Here is a 20279-nt window from a genome sequence, read left to right on the forward strand (position 1 = left end):
GGGTGTGGGGAGGCGGGAATCGCTACGCTCATCCCGCCTCCCCACACCCCTAATGGCGGTTATCTGAACACAGAGATAGCTGCGCTACACTAACACGCAAGATGGTTCAAAAGCTCGGGCAGGCCAGACTCTTATCCATCAACCCGAGTGGAAACTACACATTGCAATTGATTCTCTTGCAGCGCTTGCCTGGTTCGTTAGGAGGAAGGCTGACCCCAAGTGGAGGCGATCTTGCAAATGTGGCGTTCGAAAGCTACGCACACTTCGGACAGGTTCACATCGATGGGACCAACTTACATTTGCGCGTCATTCGCTCTTCCGTGCCGACATGGAACGGAGAAGATCTTCACACACCTTTCGTCGTTCGCGACGGCCAACTAATATTCACGGTCACTCTTCCTACAGACGGCAATTCCAAAGGCCTTGACGTTGAGGCGGTATGGAGGCGCAGTACACCGCAGACGGAAGTCATAACGGACCAAGCCGCAAGAGACTGCACAAATCGAACACGCCCGATTCATGAACGGTATTCCGTTGGTGAAAGCCGGATCGACAAATAGCAAACAACACGAAGGAGCCCGTAAATGAAAGCGATTGTAAGGTCAGCCGTTATGGCTCTTAGCACCGTTCTTGTGAGTGCAGCGATTTTGAATCCAACCCAAAACCTTAAGGCACAAACTACTATGACGACATCATCAGTAACGGCCTCATCACTTGTTGGAACATGGACTCTTAGCGCGGCGGACGATTTGCTGCCGGATGGCACGAGGGTCCACGCATACGGTTCGAATCCCTCCGGTCTCTTGATCTTCGAGGCTGACGGGCGATATGCGCTCCAAATCTACAGTGCAGAGAGAGCGAAGTTCGCCGCGGGTGATAAGAAAAAAGGATCTCCAGAAGAATACAGAGACGCATCTGTCGGGGCGAGTTGCCACTTCGGACACTACACGGTTGATGGGGAGAAAGGCACGATCACGTTCAAGATTGATGGCGCATCTTTCGTCAATTGGGTAGGAGCAAGCCAGACGCGCCCCTTCACCCTGAAGGGAGATGACTTGGAATGGCATGTCCCGGCAACTCCTGACGGTAAGGTTCCGATCTCTGCGTGGCACCGGGTCCAGTAGCACCGCCACGCAGCTTTCCAGCCTGTTGAACAGCTCGATTCGAGGGATCATGAAGAAATCAAGCGTCGTCATTCTTGCCACGACAATCGCATGCTCAGGTTATCCATACCTGACTGCGCAGAACACGTCGTCAGTTCAGCACATACAGACTGATGCCGCACCGATCGCAACGGCTGTGTGGACCAAAGGCCTCCTCTTTGTCAGCGGTCAGACGGCATCGCCGATTGCCGAGGCAACAGGCTCTCCTCACGGAGAGCCTGCCTACGGCGATACGAAGACTCAGACAATCAGTATCTTTCATAAAATCGACGACATCTTGAAGGCGCAGAATCTTGCGCTGAAAGATGTTGTTTCGATGCGTGTCTATCTTGTTGGAGTGCCAACACAAGGCGGAGCGATGGACTTTGCAGGATTCCAAGAGGGCTATGCGAACTTCTTCGGAAATTCTTCTCAGAGGCTCAAGCCCGCGCGCGCTACGGTACAGGTCGCGGCGCTGGCTCACCCTTGGTCTCTGGTCGAGATCGAGGTTATTGCGGCGCGGTGAAAGTGGAGGTGCCGATGGTCACCCGTGAGTCGCATTAGTGGATTCCAGGAAAAGGTGCGAAAGGAACTCAGGTGACACGGACAACGATGGTATGTATTGGCCCCTCAAACCAGCGCTTCCAGTCGCGTCTCTTTAGCCTGTTTGATCAGCAGGGGCTACCGCCTTTGAATTTCATTTCTATTCGGCTAGAGAACGTGATCTGGACCAAGTTTCAAGTGGAAGGCCCCTGCACACGCATTACTCGTCTCAAAGCTAAAATCTTGAGCCTAAATAGTGTTGACCTCTGCCTCGAAGTCCAATCCGCTGCAATCCCCGTAGCTCAAAAGGCGGTTGCAGATGGCTTTAGCTCGCTGGGAATAGTTGCTGACAATCGAGACGGTTCCAGACGAGGTGCACGAACGTTCAGGGGCCTGCAATGAACTGGTATCTGGTGATTCGTCGCGGCGCGGAGAAGGTCATCGTTATACGTTCACTTCCTTGATGCTCCTCCCTGACGTCTGCAAGTGCGCATTTGCAAAACTGGAATTGTGGGTTGGCACGACAGAATCAAAGTATGTTTCACCACGCTTTATCAAAGTTTGATGAGTCAGCCGCTTCGGAGAGTCATGGGTTCTGTTTTCGCAAATGATCAAGACGCGCAATCGTGGGAGAGCGTTCACGTCTGTCCAAATTGCGGACACGTAATCAATCTCGCCGAGCTGGATCTGAGAGCCATCACTACTGGAATCGTGTCCTGCCCCAATTGCGATTGGTCAGGTCAGATTGAAATACAAGTCATCGACCAGGTGCCTCGCAAGAAGCCGACTTCAGCCGACGAATTGCACTACGCTGAAATGGGTAGTGGCACTTGTTGATGTTTCTTCTTGTCAGGCATCTTGCGCAAATACGCGCGAACGAATTCGCTGGCAATCTTCGACCCATCATTAGCACGGCATACCAGGCATGTTTTCAGTCTTAGACCTGCCTCGTTGAGTGGGCGTATGGTTACTCCGTTCCGCGCGACACGCAAAGCACCCGCCTTCACTACAAAAGCAACGGCAGAGCCGTCCGCTAAAAACGGAAATGCTTCTTCTGGTGCGATAACGTGCAGAATGCTCTGAGGACGGACACCTCGCTGTGCCGCCTGGTTGCTAGACTCGCTAGGGCGTTGGTTCCTTCCATGCATCCCATAGACCCGCAAAGGCGAATTGTTCTTCAAAGATCTTCCCAACCTAAAAGGCTTCGGCTAACTGCTGCTTTTATCGTCTGGTGGCGTACCGTACGCACGTGGGAAGAAGTGTGAAGAAAACGGTCAATTCGCCCTGTCCAACGTGATGACCTCATACCCAGATTCGACGAGCTCTCGCAGATCAACGGCAGCGTGATTGACGATCATCCTGTCCTCATCAAAATCTATCTCCATGAGGTCTTGCTCTTCGCTCAGAGTGAGTACACCCAGTAGACAAAGTTCAGCTAAGCATTCCGTCTTGGTAGCGTACGTCTTACTCCATCCGACTGCTGATTCGAGAGATATAACGAAAGCTTGATAGTGCTCGTCAGGATCTTGATTGATGATGAGGCGAACGTCCATGTTTGCATTGGATGCAGTCTCCAGCCTCATCACATGCCGTGAGAGGTGCCGATCGCCATACTGGCGATCCGGGGGTTAGCCAAGTCATAGAGGAACAGGCGCTTGCTTGATCCCGCCCAAGGTCCCTCAAAACGGGGCGGTCTCAACGGGTCGACGCAACACTGTCACCCTTTAGGACACGATCGGAGGATCGATCGAATGTGCGTTTCTACTGGTGTGGGATGAGGCGTGGTGCGATTAGGTTGAGGCCCGCAACATCTCTATCAGTCACAGTAAGAGTCTGCTCCAAGGTCGCGTCGGTGGGCGTGTAAGTGCAGCAGCGTGTGGCCTGCGAGGCTTGCGAACTGGCTGTGACAACGATATCGTACCTACCGGACGGGACGTAGTAGATACTGAACGTCCCATCCGATTGGATCTGTCCAACGGGTTGGATGTTGCCGTCAATTTTGTCTTTAAGCCGAACCTCGCCCGAATGAACCAATCCTCCCGCCGCGCTCACTTGTCCAGAGACTGAGTGGAGTCCATCTACGGAAAGCACTATTTCCAAACCATCGCGTTCTTCTCCGGAAGATAGCTTGCGGACTGGCGCTTCGCTCTCGCGGATCTTTTTATCCTCAAATGACTGCAAAGGGTAGCTCCCCATCATTTCGCCTTCTAGGGGGATACCTTTCGTCGCTTTAACGATGTAGCCGCCCGGGGGAAGTCCGGTCAATCGGAAGCGACCGCGATCATCCGTCTGCACCTTTGCTATCGGCAACGTCCCATTAGCAGCGAGCAAGGCACCAAAACCAGGTTGAGCTGGATCGACCGAAAAGTCAGGGACGCGAGAATCAGAGACAACGATGGCTTCGACTGTTGTAGCTGAGGCTGGAGAGCCGTCCTCCCACGAGACCGTTCCAGTGAAACTCGCACCTTTCTGCAAGCCAATTTGAACGTCTGCGCCCGCTTCCGTGACGTGCATATGAGGAAGTGAATCAAGTGTCTTGAGTACTCCCCCACCTCTGCGGACACTTTCGCTAATCACTGCGCTTTCTTCTACATACCCAGATACTTCTGCTGCAAGATAGTAGTCGCCATACGGGACGTTCTTGAATAGGAACGCTCCATCCAGCCGCGAGAGGGTCGTCTTTTCGATGCTTGGCTCAGACTTACGCTCGCCCACCGCGACTGGAATCAGCGTTACCTTTGCTGCACGTGCGGGTTGTCGGGTGTCGACAAGGATTACCCTGCCGGTGACGTTGGCATGCGAACTGGTCTGCTGAGATGACTGACATTTCAGGCTCGAAGCACCAAGGAAGATAAAACACAAAAAACAGGTGCCTGCATGGCAAAGACGAAGACGTGCTTGCAGTTGAAGTAACGTCATCACTGATCTCTCATAATCAGAATAGATCGAGTCGCGACTATTGACCACCATGTTGGCGCCTATCGAAAGACGGCGTGATCGGCAAGTTCAGTGTAGTTGCCGATAATGCGACCTTGCGGGCGTGGGTCTCCCAGAATACCTTCATGGGGAGACACGCTAACATCGGAATCCTCTTTCCGTGCGCATGGCGGCAGTTCTCTTCGCGTTCTTAGGGATTTGCGCTCGCTATACCTGACCGACGGTTCAAACTGAACTCCGATCCACCTTAGCGTTGGCGGCGGGGCAATGAAGCGACGTTGCAGCTCTATGGCTTCGGCAGCGACAGTAACTTCTCTACGAGAACGCACAATCTTTGAAAGTCTTTAGACATATGTGACGCCAGTTCTTTCGCATCCCTGCCCCCTCCGCTCGACTCTGCAAGAAACAAGATGTTCGTCAGGCTCTGTAGCGGGTTGTTGATCTGATGAGCAAGATCGTTCGCCATAGCCGCAGCAGCAACCTCTCGCTCCTTCTGCAGAAGTGCTTCACGCTGACGGCTGTGTCGAACTCCCATAGCAGCGAAACCGGCTAGAACCTGCATGAGGTGTAAATCCTCGGAGTCGAAAGCTTCCGTCCTGTCATGCGAAATAACAAAGATCGTCCCCCGCATCTCATCCACTTCCCAAGGCAGAAGGAGACCATCTTTTACCAATTCGGCTTCCACACCGAGAATGTCAAAGAAACGCTTTGAGACGCGGAAGTGTTGAGGTGCTGATCGCTCAAGGCACAACGTGCAAGCACTAGGATGTTTTGGAAGGGATGCGTCTATAAAACTGGAGTAAACACCTGCAGTGGCAATCCATTTGTAGAAGACTTCGTCTGTCTTATCTTCTCGCTCGATGCTGATACCGGCGCTATCGGCTCCGCAGAGCTGAACAGCAGCATTTACCAACTCCTGAAGAATTGTCTCGGGATGTTCCACAAAGGCAAGTGCCAGCCTACTCATGGCTTCCATCTGCATGGAGCCGTTACGAGAATGCAGGCGTCGGCTCGCGAACTCGGCATCTCCCGCGATGTCTACGACCTGCAAACCGCTTTCCGAGAAGCCGTCTAAAAGATCTGTCACCGTGTACAGATTATCCTATGCCGTATTAGGCAGCACTGTTCCCAACGCTGCTCACAATTAGACAAGGGTAGGCGGAGATTAGTTCGACTTGTCGGGTACCCTCTCCCCGTATGCGGCTCGCACTGCTGTTTCGGGAGAGTCTATTGGCGGCAGATGCAAAACGGTGACAGGTTTACGTGAGGTCTGCCACTGATCCATCCATGCGTAGGCGGTTCGCGCTTTCGGATGTTTAGACACCATAAAGACTTCTACAAAGCCATCCCAGATCCTACCGTCTCTGAGCAGAGACCTTACCGGCACGCTCGACACATGGGTTGCGAACGCTCCGTGCGATTCTCTGATCGCATGTTTCAAGTCATCAATGTGGTTCATGCAACGCCCCATTTCGTCATACGATACTACTCTGGCGTCTGTAGATGTATGGAAGGTCATGCACGGATTGAGTGTCATTGAAAACAGATTTACTTCACCTATAGGACCAATGAACGACATAGCTTTATCGATAAAAGGGGCGTTCTCGGCAAGTTCGACTATTTTCGGCTTCTGGCATCTCATAATCGATGACAGATCGCGAAATCATCCCGATACCTGATCCAAAGGAGCAGTCCCAGCAGGCAGCGACTGCTGTCTTTCTGCGCGACTTCCTTGACAGTAATCGACTTCCAGACGAGATGCCCGCCTGCCCGGTGGGGATGAAGATGCTCTTTGAGATGGCTCGCCGTTATCCCTCAGCCTTCGAAATCGCCAGACAGCGCAGATTCATCGACCCGCCTCCCACCGTGGTTCGGACAATGGGCTGGAAGGCTTACTGCGAGCATGTGATGGGATGTGTGGACTGCGGTTAGGGTGGGGCCGATCCGGTGGTGTATGACGTTCGTATTCATGTGTCTCTGACTGAGGGGTAGGACACTGTTGGGGAGTTCTTTCTGCCGCTTAGTTCTGCACGTAAATCTCGTAGACTCGCAAAGAGCAGTTCGCATCCGTGCCGGTGGCGCTCTCGCACGAGGCTGAGCACTCAACGGAGATCGTACTGAGGTCAACGCCAGCCGCAACGGTCAACGTCACGGCATACCTGTATTGGGTTGGACAACTACCGCAGGGCGCGTGTGGAAGCACTCGGGCCGCACTTGAGCATTCATGGTTCCACTAGTTTGGCGTCAAGCGCAAGTAAGCGCGGTGACGGTTCAAGAGAGTGCAACTTGAGTCGTTTCACCCAATTCTTGCATCCTCCTGTATTCAGCGAGTCGATCAACAGCCGCGAGTTTGTGAGAGGGAGCAAGATGAGCGTAGCGGGTAGTCATTTTGATGTCCTTATGGCCTGCCAACTCTTGAACTGTCCGTAGATCAACTCCTGCCATCACTAATCGAGAGATGTACGTGTGACGGAAGATGTGCCAGGTCACATCGTGCAGAGCCGGATTCCTCTTGATGGCTTCTTCCATCACAAGTTCAAACCACGCTCGTGGAGAGACCATCGGCTCCCCGTATCGGGTGAGGCAAACTTGTTTCCAGTCAGGATTGCGCCTTGTCCGCAGTTCTTCAAGAGCTTTCACCGCAGAGGCCGTGAGGATGACCACTCTAGCCGTCCCGTTCTTCGTCCGGAGAAGGAGCAACTGGCGGCGATCCAAATCGACGCGGTCCCACTCCAAAGAATACTGCTCGCCCCGACGCATTCCGGTTTCAAGAGCCAGTGTGAGTTCAGACTCGTGAACAGGGCACCGCTCGCGAACGATCCGCCGAATCAAAGCCTCTTCTTCGTACGTGACGAAACGTACTCGGCCGTTATCTTCGCGGTGCAGGCGAACGAGGCGAGCGGGATTGTGCTCTACCTTTCCATTCCGGATCGCCTCCTGAAAGATCATCGACAGCGTACCGCGATACCGGTTGATTGTTGTCTTGGTCAGGTCGTCCCGCGTATCAAGATAGGCTTTGATCGACTGTGGGGTGATTTCCGTTACGGGTGTCTTCCCGAAGACGGGAAGCAACTTTCCGATGGTGGAGCGATCGCCAGGGTATGACGCCTTGTGCTCTTTGGAGTAGACGAGAGCGTCTTCGGCAATTTCCTCAAAGAGGACGGCCCGTCGTGACCGTATCTCTGGCAACTTGACTCCCATGCGGGCATCGGTTTTCCGCTTCTGATACAGCGTGACCGCATCGGAGCGGCGGCCAACTTTTTCGCGGTGTCTTCTACCTTCCACGTAGTAGTTGATCCACCAGATTCCGCTATCGACGGGATGCTCATATACTCCCTTAATCGGCTTCGGTTTCTTGCTCGATGCGTTTGCCATGGGGCCCTTTCCTTCAACATCCTGTTCCTTAATAATGACACCGAAGGTGGGTAGTGGTGGCTGTTTTGATGGCTGTTCGGATTGAGAATTCTTGCGTTTCATTGCAAGAGACTGCGGAGGTCATCTCAATAAGTCTTTTACAATCAACACGCGTGCAGAGGATTGCAACCTCTTGCAATGTGGGAAATGCCCCTGTTAACCGAAGGGTTGTAGGTTCGAGTCCTACCTCAGGAGCCATATTTGTTATGTATTTGCGAGACGTCCTCTCCTAAACTTCACTGCTCCGGTATTCGGGTCTGCGGCTTACCGAGTTGCCAGATTTTGTAACACCTCACGCGCTCCGGGGTCGTTGGGCGCGATGCTTAGAGCCGTCTCCGCTTCCGTTTTCGCCTCGTCGTACAGTCCCGCTGCGCCGAGCACGTTTGCGAGATTAACGTGATACTCCGGATCCAAGGGTGCGTTAGTGATCGCCAGTTTGTACTGCTCAATCGCTGACGGAAGGTTCCGCTGCTCTCCGAAGACGCCGCCGAGATTGTTGTGAACGGAGGCGCTGAAACCGTCCTTATCTGGATGCGCGGCCAGCGCCTTCGCAAAGAACTCGATGGCCCGACTGGCATCGTGATGATGCTGCCATGCGACGAGACCCAAGGTGGAGAGAACGTTCTCGTTTTCGGGCTGGGCGGCGATGGCCTTATCGAGCAGGGGCTCAGCTTCGTCCCAACGGCCAACGCGTACTAGGAGAAATGCTTGTTCGGCGTCGGTCTCCGGGTCTGTAGGGGCTGTCGTTCGAGCGCGCGCGATCATTGCCAGCGCCTGCTGCGTGTCGGAGCGGTCGGCGTAGAGCGAGGCCAGACCCTTGTATGCTGCTGCCAGGTCAAGCCGGTCGGGCGGCGTCTGCTGCTGAGCAAGGGTGATGGCCTGCAGATAGTGCTGTTCCGCGCTGGCTGAGCCTGGCGAGTCGTTACTTTCAACAGAGGCGACCATGTCGTGTACAAAGGGCGCATTCGGTGAACGAAGTAGCGTCGCCGTGAACAGGGTCCTGTCATCTTTCCAGTCGGGATTACGCTGCAGGGTGACGATGGCGAAGGTTCCGACGGCAATCGCGAGAAGGGCGACGGCGAAGGGCTTCCTCAACTTCGACGGAGCGCGTTGCAGAAGGCGCGTTGCTGCGAGCACAACCAGCAGGCAGAAGCCAACAGACGGAACATATAGATAGCGTTCCGCGAAGGCATTGCGGCCGAGGGCATAGAGATCGAGCGCAGGCAGTAACGTAATGCAGACCCAGAGCGCACCAAAGGCAGTCAGGGGAACTCGGCGTACGAGGTAGATGAGACCGGCGAAGGCCGCGAGAAGGAAGACAATGGCTGCCAGTGCGCGCGGGTCGGTTACTGAGCGGACGGGCGAGAGAACGTGATAGGCGTTGAGCTCGAACGGCCATGCCAGCTTCTGCCAGTATGCAAAGATCAGGTCAGCGATGGTGAGCGAGAACTGGAGTGGCGTAAGCGCCCAGTCGCGGACGCCGGTTGCGAATCCGCCAAGCACACTGAAGCGAACAACGAGATAGAGCCCGAGCACGGCCCAGTAGGCGGCACTCGCCGTGAGCGCGGCGCGGAAGCCTTTCCTCTCCACTACAAGGACGTAGACGGTGATTAAAAGAGGCAAGACGGCGGCGGATTCTTTCCATAGAAGCGAGAGCGCAAACGACACGAGGGCCAGGGCTGGTAGGAGCCACGCTGATTGGCGGAGCGGCTTGGACCTGCGCTGCGCGAGAAGTAATGCGAAGGCGATGAGGAAGAAGAGGGCGCAGCCGAGGTCAGGGGAGGCGGCAATCCAATCGACAGCCTCCGTGTGCGGGGGAAAGAGGGCGAAGAGAGCTCCGGCGGCAAAGGCCGTGAAGGTGCTGCGGGTGAGGAGTCGAAAGACAGCAAAAGCCGAGAGCGCACACGCGATAGCGAGCAGCAGGCTAACAAGATGAAATGGGCCAGGCGTAGTACCGAAGGTGTTGGCGACGATGCGATAGGTGAGCATCTGAAGCGGTCGGTACGTCAGGTTTTGAACGCCCGCATCCTGATGGGCGAAGCGGATGTCGGAGGTCAAGATACGCGTGAGCGGGGTTACAGGACGGAGCGCCGGGTTCATGACGATCTGCTGGTGATCGTCCCATACGAAGCCGTTGTCGAGGCTGTTGTAGTAACCGATAGCGACGAATACGGCGAGCGCAAAGGCGGCCAGCGCCAGATGCAGCGGGGCGAAGACACCTGCTTTGGCGGGGACCTGTTTCTTTTGCTGCTTGGCGGGTGGCATCTCCCACATGGTAACAAGCGGTTCACTGTTGGGGTGGCAGATCGACACCACGGGGGTCGCTTACTGACTCTTCGACGAGACTCGTAGACCAGCCGGCCACCAGTTCCAATCACCAGCGATTCGTAACAGAGCAGGGCCAATCACCATGCGGACCAGTGTGGCATCGATGAAGACGGCGATGGCCAGCGTGAAACCGATCATCTTCACCACGAGAAAGTCGCCGAAGGTGAAGGCCACAAAGACCGCAATCATGATGGCAGCCGCGCTGGTGATGAGACCAGCCGTTTTGGCCAGGCCTTCCGGGATGGCATCGAGTTCGTTCAAGCCGCTCTTTCTCGCCTCAAGTACGCGGGCCACCAGAAACACCTCGTAGTCCATGCTCAGGCCGAATACGATCGCGAAGGTCACGATCGGCACCAGTGGAAAGATGCTGCCGGTAGCAGCCCCGACACCGAGCAGCCGAATACCGTGGCCATCCTGAAACACGAGCACAAGAGCTCCGAAGGCAGCGGCGACAGAAAGCAGGTTGAGCAGGATGGCCTTCACCGCAACGATGATGGCTCGGAAGCCGCCGAGCAGCGCAAGCAGCGTGCCGATGACAACCAGGGCGGTGACGGAGCGGAGACTATGTTCCACGATCGTCTGATAGTCGGCATTGAGCGCGGGGATGCCGCCTATACGTAGCTGCGCGTTGGAAACGCCAGTGAGGGACGGGCCGCCGATCTTGCGGAGATCTCGCAACCAGTCGACCTGACTGCGCAGGGAGACGGAGGTTTTCGGAAGCACCTCGATGAGAGCAGCCTGGCCGTCGCTGCTGAGGAAGGTGCGGCGAGTCTCGCGTGAGAGATCGCTGAGTGCGTCGCGGTTGCCGGCGGCGATGGTGGTGATGGAGATGACGCGATCGCAGCGCGGGTCGCTGGCCAGACGCTTCGAGAGCTGGTCGATGGTGTTCCAACCCTTGTCGCTCTGGGCGATGGAGTCTGACGGCAGTTCGACGATGAGGCGCATTGACTGCACTACGCCGGCGCGGTCCATCCGCTCCAGAGTATGCAGGGCGTGGACTGACTCTGCAGCCTGGGGCAGCCAGTCGCCCTTGGGAAGACTGGTATCGAGATGGGCGGATTGCCAGGCCAGCAGCAGCAGCGGGGTACCTGCGAGACAGATGGCGAGCCACGGGTGGGCGACGATCAAAACTCCCCAGCGCCTCCAGCGGTTACCGGTGTGCGCGGATCGTTGAGAGTCGAGGCGCGGGGTGAAGGGCATTTTGCCGGCGTTGATGCGAGGGCCAAGAAGCGCCAGCACTGCCGGAACAACCGTGACGGCCAGCAGCACGCTGATGCCAGAGACGAGGAAGCCCGCGACACCGATGGACCGGATCTCACTAATGGGAACGGTGAGCAGTGCGAGGAAACCAATGGCGACAGTGGAGGCGGAGACCAACAGCGTGCGGCCAGCGTGCCGTGTGGCAATGGCGGAGGCTGCGGGGCCGTCATGCCCCTCAGAGATGGCCTCACGGAAGCGACTCACCATGAGCAGTGTGTAGTCGATGCCGAGGCCGAGGCCCAGCATTGTCGCAAGGTTCTGTACGAGGATGGACAGGTGCCAGCGTTGCCCAAGAAAGCCTGCGATGGCGAGCGTGGCAGCGATGGCGAGCTGGCCGACTGCCAGAGGAATGATGGCGGCGACGAGGCTGCCGAAGGCGAGGAGCAACAGGAAGAGAGTCGCTGGAATGACCAGGGTTTCGCCGCGGCGCACATCGTCGGCGCTTGCTTTGCGGATGTCGAAGTTGAGAGGGATCTCGCCAGTGAGCTCAAGCTTTACCTGCGGATAGAGTGGGCGGAGTTGAACTGCGAGCGCATTGGCTCGAGCGTGCAGCGCGGGGACGAGGAACTCGACCGGACCGTTACTGGAGTTGAGGCCGACCAGCACAAACGTGCCACCCCCTTTTCCCAGAAAGATGGGATCGCGCAGCTGCTGGTAGGAGACGACAGCGGAGACGCCGGACTCCTCATTCAGGCCGGAGACGATGGTCGTCAGCGCCTGAGCGCCCGCATCAGAGTCGGCCGGAGGAAGACCCTGTGCGACGAGTACCACGCGGTCCACAAAAGGGGAGTGGAAACGCGTAGACAGCTCGCGCGCCACCGTCTCAGCTTCGCTGCCCTCGACACGTGTAGCCGTCTCGAGATGGCGCTCAGAGTGAAATGAGAAGGGAAACAGCACGGCAACGGCGACCAGAACTATGGCAGCGGCCCAAAAACGGCGCAGATACATGAGAGTCATCATCCCACACAAACAGTGTAGCCAAAACCTGCGCTCGACCAATTGATTTTCAGGCGCTAGCGATAAGGCAAAATGGGAGAGTAAAAAATCCTGGAGACCGCATAGTTGCCTGCGCTGCTCTCTGCATCTGACGTATGGAATGGATGGTGTTATGCCTTTTGGTGGATTGATTCGTATCGGTGCTTTTGTGATGCTTGGCCTGGGAACCGGGTTCCAACAGGGAGGCGCTGACCCTCGTGTGGGTACGTGGACGCTGAGTGCCGCGCAGTCGTCGCTGACGCCTGCGAACAAGCTCGTAATTGTCTCTTCGAAGGACGACGGGGTCCATGTTGTGATGTCTGGGGAAAATCATCTCGACTTTACAGCTAAATCGGATGGGCACGATTCTCCGCTGGCCGGAACTCCCGGGTTCAATCAGGTGCGTCTTCGCCGGGTCGATAAGAAGCAGGTGGAGGTCACCGAGAAAAAGGACGGGGCCGTCGTTGCGATTATCCGCGACAAGATTTCGCCTGATGGGAACGAGTTGACTACAACCACTATGGCCACGGGCCGGCCAGACCAGGTTACGGTCTGGATAAGGACCGGCGGAGCCAAGGTGCCCCATGATCCGTTCTCGGGAGAGTGGAGCGAGGATCTTGGCAAGAGCCGCATGAAGCAAGGGATGACCTTGAAGATCGATCCTGTGGGCAGGGACGGCGTTCATTTCGCCGGGGACTTCAGCTACACCGCTCACTTCGATGGCAAGCAGTACGACCTGAAGAACTCGCGCAACGATACCGTGCAATTGCAGGCGGTCGATGCGCACACGGTCGATGCTGTGTACCGCCGTGGCGATCAGATAACGCAGAGAGACAGATGGATTGTCTCTGCCGATGGCAAGCAGTTGACGCTAACCAGTTCTGGAACTCTGGAGTCTGGTCAGCGCCTGATGGAAAAGCTCACGTTTACGAAGCAGTAGCGGACTAAGCGTCCGCTACTGCAGTTACTTCAGCGATCGCGACCGGGGCATGCACCGTGCGAGGAGCCACGGAAATGATTCCCTTGCGGTGCATGAACTTGAGGATGCCGTTGACGGTGTCTTCAAGCGAAGGATCAGGTTTGCCCCACACGGAGGCATCGCGTGCCTCCTGGTAAGTGGAGTTGTCGTAGCGTTTGAACTCCATAGCAGAGATGTTCTCCACCGAGCTGACAAGGAAATCCAATAGCGGAAACAGCAGGTCCTCTTTGCGGCAGCGACGGATGAGTTCGGGCACGAAGTCATTGATATTGAAGATCTCGAACTGCCGCCCTGTTGAAGCCGTGATGAGGTCGGTGATGTCGAGCATATTCGAATAGTCGTCGCGCACGATGTGATAGGTCTTGTTCGCGGTCCCGGGTGTGCTGGAGATGGCGACGATGTTGTTCGCCACGATGTCTGCGGGGACGAAGCTGACCTGGTTGAGCGTGTCAACGCCGATGCCGTGGTTCACCATAAAAGCCACAAGGCGAACGGCGATATCAAAGTTGTTACCTCCGCCCGTGACCGAGGGGCTGACCAGGGCAGGTCTGTAGATGCGCGTCGAAAGGCCCTTACTGCGCGCATCGGCGACGACCTGCTCCGCAACCCACTTTGTCTGGCTGTAGCCGAAGTCGAGCAGTTCCATATCCTGATTGAAGTCGGTCTCCCACAGAACGCTCTTGACTGCCCAGCCGAAGACAAAGGTTGTCGAGACGTAGTTGAACTCCTTGGGGCGGCCTTCAAAGGCGAGCCGCAGCGTCTCGTTCGTACCCATCACATTCGGTTCGCGCATGCGGTCGTAATTGAAGAGATAGTTCACGGTGGCGCCGTTATGGAACACCGTGTCCATCTCATCCGCAAGGAACTTCCATGTTTCAGCACTGAGACCGAGGTTCGCCTGCCCAAGGTCGCCACAAACGGGCACCACACGAGCTTCAAACATCTCCATCAATTCAGGCGTATAGGCACCCATGGACTCCATCGCAGCCTGGAGTCTCTGCAGGCCCTGCTCTTCATCTGAGGCCCTGACGAGCACGTGAATCTTCGCATGGGTCTGTTCCAGCAGGCTCTTGATGAGGAACGGTCCGATGAAGCCCGTACCGCCAGTCAGGAGTACCTGCTCCATGACCGGAATCTCTGGCAACGGCCCGGGCGTCTGAGGTTCGAAGACCAGCGTCCGGTCGCTACTCATCATCTCTTTTTCGGCACGACTCTGCTCCTCGCGGAAGGCAGCGAGCGAAGTACGGAACATAGCCAACGCCTCTTCCGGAGCACTCTGCAGTTGCTCCGCGAGCTGGAAGAGTTCGGCTACGCTGACGCGTTGAATGACGCCGATATCGACCTGACGGGACAGCATCTCCGCACCATTGTCCTTCAGCAGTTCCTTCAACTCGTGCATGAAGACCACAAGATCCAGCGAATCGAGACCTGCTTCGATGAGGTTGTAGGTCTCCTTGCCGGTCAGGTTATACCGGGCTTTGAGTTCGTCGAAGGCCGTCTGCACCCCAGCCGTTGGCTCCTGCACACCGGCATCCTTCTCGCGTGAGAACTCGGAGAGTACGCTGAACTGATTTTCGAGCCACATCTGCTTCGTCTTGTGGCGCATGATCTTGCCGGAGCTTGTCCGGGGGATGGCGCGCGGCGCGATGAAAGAGATCAGAGCAACTTCAACATTGAGGAAGCTCCGCACTGCGGCTGCAATCTTGCGCGCTTCGGGAAGAACATTCGGGTTACGGACCTCCGCTACGATCGCGAGTGCAGGCTCGGTGTCCTCGTTGATCTGGAAGGCGGCAACGCAGTGTGCGCGAAGCAGGTTCGAGGACCGCTCGACGACGCTTTCGATGTCCTGCGGGTAGTAGTTCTGCCCGCGCAGGATGATCATGTCCTTGATGCGCCCGCAGACGAAAAGTTCACCCTTGTGAAAGAAGCCCATATCGCCGGTACGAAGATGGCCGTCGTCGAAGGGACTGTCATCCACCAAGCGGGCGTGGAATTGCTTCAGCGTGAGCTCCGGGTTGTTCCAGTAACCCTTGCATCGACCGCTGCCAGCGATCCAGATCTCGCCGATCTGGTCCTCCTGCAGGGCGATGTGGCGCTCGGGATCGACGATTTTGACGTCTATCCCGGTCAGTGGAGTTCCGCAGCTGACGATCTGTGTGGCCGAAGTGATCTCGGAGACCTCGGTGGTGAGCCGAACCTTGCCCAGCGTGAGCGCGTGCTTATTGGCGGAGATGATGTTCCGTCCGCCGAGCGAGACGGCCAGGGTGTTTTCGGCCAGGCCGTAAGCAGCATAGAAGGCCTCGGCCTTGAGACCGTAAGGCTGGAAGGCTTCGAGGAATCGTGTAAAGGTTTCGGCGTTGACCGGCTCGGCGGCGCACATCAGTACCTTGAGAGAGCTGAGATCACAGCCCTCCATGCTCTCCTTCGCTATGCGTCCCGCCCGCAGGCAGTAGTTGTAGGCAAAGTTAGGCGCTGCCGTCGCTGTAGCGTGATACTTGGACATCGTCTCGAACCACAGAATCGGGCGCTGAATGAAGTCCGTCGGTGAGAAGCCGTAGGTGGTTCCTCCACGCAGCGTGGGGTACAGGTAACAGCCGATTAAGCCCATATCGTGATACTGGGGAAGCCACGACACGACGACCGGAGATTCGTGGTCGATCACCAGGGGGCAGGTGTCGAGGATGTTCTTGTGTGTCACGACGACGCCCTTGGGCTCCATGGTGGATCCCGAGGTGTACTGAAGAAAAAGGGTGTCGGAGGTGCTGTCGAACGGCTCGGACCAGACCTGATCCGTAAAGTTCTCGGTGGGCAACCAGGGCATACCGGAGATGTAATCGACGTCCGCGCCGGAGGTGGTGACGCCGCTGCGAGCGAGGTTGGTCTTCAGGGAGGCGTGATAATCGTTGCTGGTGAGCACGCCGCTCGCCTGACAATCCTTGGAGATGTGGACCATCTTATAAAGCGCACTCTGGAAACCGCGAGAGCTGGGCGGATATACCGGCACAGGGATGAGCCCGGCGCGCACGCAGCCGAAGAAGGCGCAGATCATCTCCAGTCCTGCCGGATACGCAAGCAGTAGCCGACTCTGCGGCGCAAAACGTTCTTCCTTGAGAAGATGCCCGGCGATCGCCTTGGTACGCTGCACGAAGGAGGCGTAGGTGTAGCTCTCCAGCGGGCTGCCATTCAGGTCGAGGTACGAAAACAGGAGCTTCTCAGGATGCTCCGCTGCCAGACTATCCAACCGGTCTAAAATCGACGCCATAAGTTAAGAACAACACCTTCCAAGGTTGAATAGAAACAAGAAACTCGCCGTAGACGCATATCTTTGCGTGCGACAAGGTAAAAATATAGATCGATCACAGGCCGCAAATGACAGCCTGAGTTGGGGCTCATGCGAGAGATTCTGCAAGACCTGTGTCGTCATGCTATCAAAGCCTGCGTTCATCCCGCCTTAATCTCTTCGACTACGATAGTCAGGCCGTTTGATCGAGGGCGTTCTTGTTCGCTGTGACCCTTCGCGTTACCATTAGGCGTCCACTCCTGTGATTGGGCACAACTCGTCGGCTGTTGGACGCTCCTGAAGGGTCGCCAACGGTTCTACGCAGCGATTTCCAGGGACCCAGGCGGAGACGAATGATATCTGAAGTGAACGCGGCGATCGACGTACAGGCAGGCGGTATTTTGCATACGGACAGTGAGGACCTTGTTCCGTCCGAGGCAGTGGTGCGACTGCAGAGCGGAGCCCCGATCGATCTAGCGTCCTTTCCCAAGGTGCTGCGCAGCCGTTTGGACAGTTTTTTTGCTGCAACGCAGACGTCTCCCAAAGCCGACGGCATGATGTGGTCGAAGATCGGGATCGGTTTGGTGGTGCTGGCCGGCAGTTGGACGGCGATCTACGCTTTCAAACTGAACTCGTGGGCGTTCATGGCACTCTATATTCTTAGCGGGCTTGCGCAAACCTTTCTCCTGCTGAACATTGCGCATGACAGCAATCACAATGCCATCTCTTCGCGGTCGATCGTTAATAAGACCTTGAACTACGCGTTTGATTTGTGCGGCATCAACTCGTACATGTGGCGTATTCTGCATCATCGCGGACATCACTCCTGTGTCAACGTACATGGGGAAGACGATGCTTTGACGGGGCGCGGTCTGCTCCGGTTTACACCGTACGAGCCGCGCACCAGTCTGCAGCGGTTTCAGCATGTCTACGCCCTCGCGTTGTATGCCGTCTTCTCACTCGACTACGTGTTCGTCCGCGACTTCGAGTGCTTCTTCCGCCCTGCCCACGATTACATCGAACGTACGAAGCATCCGGCGCGCGAATATGTGATCCTCTTTGCGAGCAAGGCCTTTTACTTGACGTATATGCTCATTCTGCCGATCTTCCTGCTTCATCGAGCACCGCTGCTGGTGATCGGCTCCTTTTTGTTGGTGCACATGATCGTAGGCCTGAGCGTAGCGCTCGTCTTCCAGACGACCCACACCATCGATAGCACCTACTTTCCTGCAGGCCGGGGTGAGTTCGACAACGGCGTGTACCATATCTTCGCTACCACCGCGGACTATGCCACGGCCAACCCTGTTGTCAGCTGGCTCACCGGTGGCTTGAATCACCACATTGTGCATCACCTCTGCCCGTTCGTCTGCCATACCCACTACGCACCACTGACGCGCATCGTGGAGGAGACCGCCGCAGAGTTCGGAGTTCCGTACCGACAGCACCCCACAATGACAAAGGCGATCTGGCACCACCTGATACTTTTGAAGCAGTTGGGAACCGCAGACTGATTCTTTTCAATACGTATTTTGTATTAAAAACAGAGCCGTGCTTGGTTGACCAATTCTCTAGGCTCATCTGTAACTCCATATAGTTCAACGCCCTGCGAAGAGCAGCGAGGTTTCCACGTTGTCACTGCCTGTTCCTACCGTCTCCCGCTATCGCTCCCTGGCCGATTCACTTGCCATGGTGCGCAACCCGGTAGAGGTCCTATCGAAGTACAACGAAGACTTTGGTGACACCTTCCGGTTCTACATTGGCGGGCTGAAGGAAGCCATCGTTACGACGAACCCAGAGGTGATCCAGCATGTGCTGAAGACTAATGCGGAGAACTACCAGAAGTCCGACATCCAGGTGAAGCGGATGGGGCACTTCCTGGGCAAAGGGCTGCTCACCACGCATGGCGAGCCGTGGCGCACGCAGCGGCGACTGATCCAAAAAGGTTTTGATCGCAGGCAGCTCGATGCACTCTCTGTGATCATGCAGGACTCGCTGGCGGAGTCGATGCAGCGGTTCGATCAGGAGATTGCGAACGGCCCGGTAGACATCTATCCTCAGCTGATGAAGATGACTTTCTCGATGGTTGCGCGATCACTGTTTGGTGCGCGATTGAAGGACGAAGATATCGAGCTGGTTAGCCATACAATCTGCACTGTGCAGGAGTTCATCGTTCGCCAGACGCTGCAGCCATATCTAAATCCCTGGTTCGCGGTATCCGGTGAGCTGCGACGGCACGAGGAGATGCGCGCGCAGGCCGACGGCGTGCTGATGTCCTATATCCAGCAGCGTCGCAACAGTGGAGAGCCGGGGACAGACCTGTTGCAAACCATGATGGATGCGCGCTATAGCGATGGCGAAGGCATGAGCGATGAGTTGGTGCTGAGCGAGAGTATGCAGCTGCTGGTCGCGGGTCATGAGACCTCCTCGAACGGCCTTTCCTGGCTGCTCTATCTTTTGAGATCGAACCCCGGATGCCTTGAACGCGTACGCCAGGAGTTCGACTCAGTGCTGGGCGATCATCCGCTCGGGCCTATGGATATGCCAAAACTCGAGTTCACCACGCAGGTCATTCAGGAGGGTCTGCGGCTGTATCCTCCGTTCTGGATGATTGACCGTTTGGCCGTGGCCGACGACCGCGTGGGCGACGTCGAGATTCCTGCGGGCTCGACGGTCATCGTCCATGTGTACGGAGCCCATCACGCGCGCAACCATTGGAAGAACCCGGAAAGCTTCGACCCCGAACGCTTTGTGAAAGGCAGCGAAAAGCTGCGGACACCCTTTACTTATCTGCCCTTCGGTGGAGGGCCGCGCGTATGCATAGGAAACCACTTTGCCATGCTGCAGATGTTGATGATTCTGAGTAATTTGCTGCGGAACTATGAGTTCGACCTGACTCCAGGGCAGTCGATCGAGGCGCGCCCCATGGTGATATTGCGCCCCAAGAACGGCATTCGCATGGCCTTCACTAAGGTGAAGGCAACTGACCGACAACTGTCAGAAGTCCCGGTGGCTTAAGCTGAGCACCTTCGTTCTTGCGAATTGGGCAAAATGAAGACACGAAGTAAACACGCAACGTTGAGTGAGGTGGCGAAGTCTGCCGGAGTTGGCACGACGACGGTCTCTCGGGTGATCAACGGAGGTCAAAGCGTTGACCCGAAGACGTTGGCGCGCGTGCAGCGTGCTATTGAGACGCTTGGCTATATGCCAAGCCAGGCTGCGCGCATTCTGAAGGGCGATCGTACCCGCGCCATCGGACTCGTGATCCCGAGCATCGCCGATCCCTTTTTTTCCAGTTGCGCCGAAGCCGCGCAGGCGATCGTGCGCACGCATGACAGCGTTCTGATCGTGCTGACGACGCAGAATGATCCGAAAGAAGAGCTCGCCGCCGTGAACATGCTGATGCGGCATCGTGTGGATGGCC

15 protein-coding genes are annotated in these 20279 nt (G+C 56.4%); 8 read left to right on the top strand and 7 right to left on the bottom strand.

The features are described 5' to 3' along the window. The first annotated feature begins 101 nt into the window (after nucleotides 1-101). The 3 genes from OHL14_RS00480 to OHL14_RS00490 are packed head-to-tail and all read left to right on the top strand — an operon-like array spanning nucleotide 102 to nucleotide 1668. The gene (locus OHL14_RS00480; protein ID WP_263377339.1) at nucleotides 102-560 is read left to right on the top strand and encodes a lipocalin-like domain-containing protein; all 459 of its coding nucleotides are present in this window, start codon (nucleotides 102-104) and stop codon (nucleotides 558-560) included. A 24-nt stretch (nucleotides 561-584) separates the two neighbouring features. After that, nucleotides 585-1124, top strand: a complete 540-nt coding sequence (locus OHL14_RS00485) for a lipocalin-like domain-containing protein (RefSeq protein WP_263377340.1) — start codon at nucleotides 585-587, stop codon at nucleotides 1122-1124. Between the two features lie 49 nt (nucleotides 1125-1173). Continuing rightward, nucleotides 1174-1668: a Rid family hydrolase gene (locus tag OHL14_RS00490; RefSeq protein WP_263377341.1), complete on the top strand. Its 495-nt coding sequence runs from the start codon at nucleotides 1174-1176 to the stop codon at nucleotides 1666-1668. A gap of 1291 nt (nucleotides 1669-2959) precedes the next feature. On the opposite strand, the gene OHL14_RS00495 is transcribed toward OHL14_RS00490, so the two are convergent. From OHL14_RS00495 to OHL14_RS00505, 3 genes are all read right to left on the bottom strand, one after another. Further along, nucleotides 2960-3238 carry a hypothetical protein gene (locus OHL14_RS00495; RefSeq protein ID WP_263377342.1) on the bottom strand — a complete coding sequence of 93 codons (279 nt, stop codon included), beginning with the start codon at nucleotides 3236-3238 and terminating at the stop codon, nucleotides 2960-2962. Nucleotides 3239-3446: 208 nt separating this feature from the next. Then, on the bottom strand, nucleotides 3447-4604 hold the full coding sequence (locus OHL14_RS00500; protein ID WP_263377343.1) for a hypothetical protein: 1158 nt from the start codon (nucleotides 4602-4604) through the stop codon (nucleotides 3447-3449). A 304-nt stretch (nucleotides 4605-4908) separates the two neighbouring features. After that, nucleotides 4909-5709 carry a GAF domain-containing protein gene (locus OHL14_RS00505; protein WP_263377344.1) on the bottom strand — a complete coding sequence of 267 codons (801 nt, stop codon included), beginning with the start codon at nucleotides 5707-5709 and terminating at the stop codon, nucleotides 4909-4911. 560 nt (nucleotides 5710-6269) lie between these two features. Here OHL14_RS00505 and OHL14_RS00510 point away from each other — a divergent pair. Further along, nucleotides 6270-6554: a hypothetical protein gene (locus OHL14_RS00510; protein WP_263377345.1), complete on the top strand. Its 285-nt coding sequence runs from the start codon at nucleotides 6270-6272 to the stop codon at nucleotides 6552-6554. A gap of 339 nt (nucleotides 6555-6893) precedes the next feature. Here OHL14_RS00510 and OHL14_RS00515 read toward each other — a convergent pair whose 3' ends face one another. From OHL14_RS00515 to OHL14_RS00525, 3 genes are all read right to left on the bottom strand, one after another. After that, nucleotides 6894-8099: a tyrosine-type recombinase/integrase gene (locus tag OHL14_RS00515; RefSeq protein WP_263377346.1), complete on the bottom strand. Its 1206-nt coding sequence runs from the start codon at nucleotides 8097-8099 to the stop codon at nucleotides 6894-6896. Nucleotides 8100-8300: 201 nt separating this feature from the next. Continuing rightward, the gene (locus OHL14_RS00520; RefSeq protein WP_263377347.1) at nucleotides 8301-10301 is read right to left on the bottom strand and encodes a tetratricopeptide repeat protein; all 2001 of its coding nucleotides are present in this window, start codon (nucleotides 10299-10301) and stop codon (nucleotides 8301-8303) included. 60 nt (nucleotides 10302-10361) lie between these two features. Beyond that, complete coding sequence (locus OHL14_RS00525; RefSeq protein ID WP_263377348.1) at nucleotides 10362-12584, bottom strand: MMPL family transporter; 2223 nt, start codon at nucleotides 12582-12584, stop codon at nucleotides 10362-10364. Nucleotides 12585-12732: 148 nt separating this feature from the next. Between OHL14_RS00525 and OHL14_RS00530 the strand changes: the two genes are divergently transcribed. Then, a complete protein-coding gene (locus OHL14_RS00530) occupies nucleotides 12733-13539 on the top strand; it encodes a hypothetical protein (RefSeq protein ID WP_263377349.1) in 807 nt (268 codons plus the stop codon). Nucleotides 13540-13543: 4 nt separating this feature from the next. Here the strand turns inward: OHL14_RS00530 and OHL14_RS00535 are convergent, their stop codons facing one another. Next, a complete protein-coding gene (locus OHL14_RS00535) occupies nucleotides 13544-16840 on the bottom strand; it encodes a fatty acyl-AMP ligase (protein WP_263377350.1) in 3297 nt (1098 codons plus the stop codon). Between the two features lie 371 nt (nucleotides 16841-17211). Here OHL14_RS00535 and OHL14_RS00540 point away from each other — a divergent pair, with 371 nt between their 5' ends. The 3 genes from OHL14_RS00540 to OHL14_RS00550 all read left to right on the top strand — a co-directional run. Next, nucleotides 17212-18369, top strand: coding sequence for a fatty acid desaturase family protein (locus OHL14_RS00540; protein WP_263377351.1), 1158 nt, complete (start codon nucleotides 17212-17214; stop codon nucleotides 18367-18369). Nucleotides 18370-18487: 118 nt separating this feature from the next. Further along, nucleotides 18488-19873: a cytochrome P450 gene (locus tag OHL14_RS00545; protein WP_263377352.1), complete on the top strand. Its 1386-nt coding sequence runs from the start codon at nucleotides 18488-18490 to the stop codon at nucleotides 19871-19873. A 33-nt stretch (nucleotides 19874-19906) separates the two neighbouring features. Next, nucleotides 19907-20279, top strand: a 373-nt coding sequence (locus tag OHL14_RS00550) for a LacI family DNA-binding transcriptional regulator (protein ID WP_263377353.1), incomplete at its 3' end; no start/stop codon positions are given.

Origin of the sequence: Granulicella paludicola, from assembly GCF_025685545.1 — a bacterium.
GTDB classification, from domain to species: Bacteria; Acidobacteriota; Terriglobia; order Terriglobales; family Acidobacteriaceae; genus Granulicella; species Granulicella paludicola.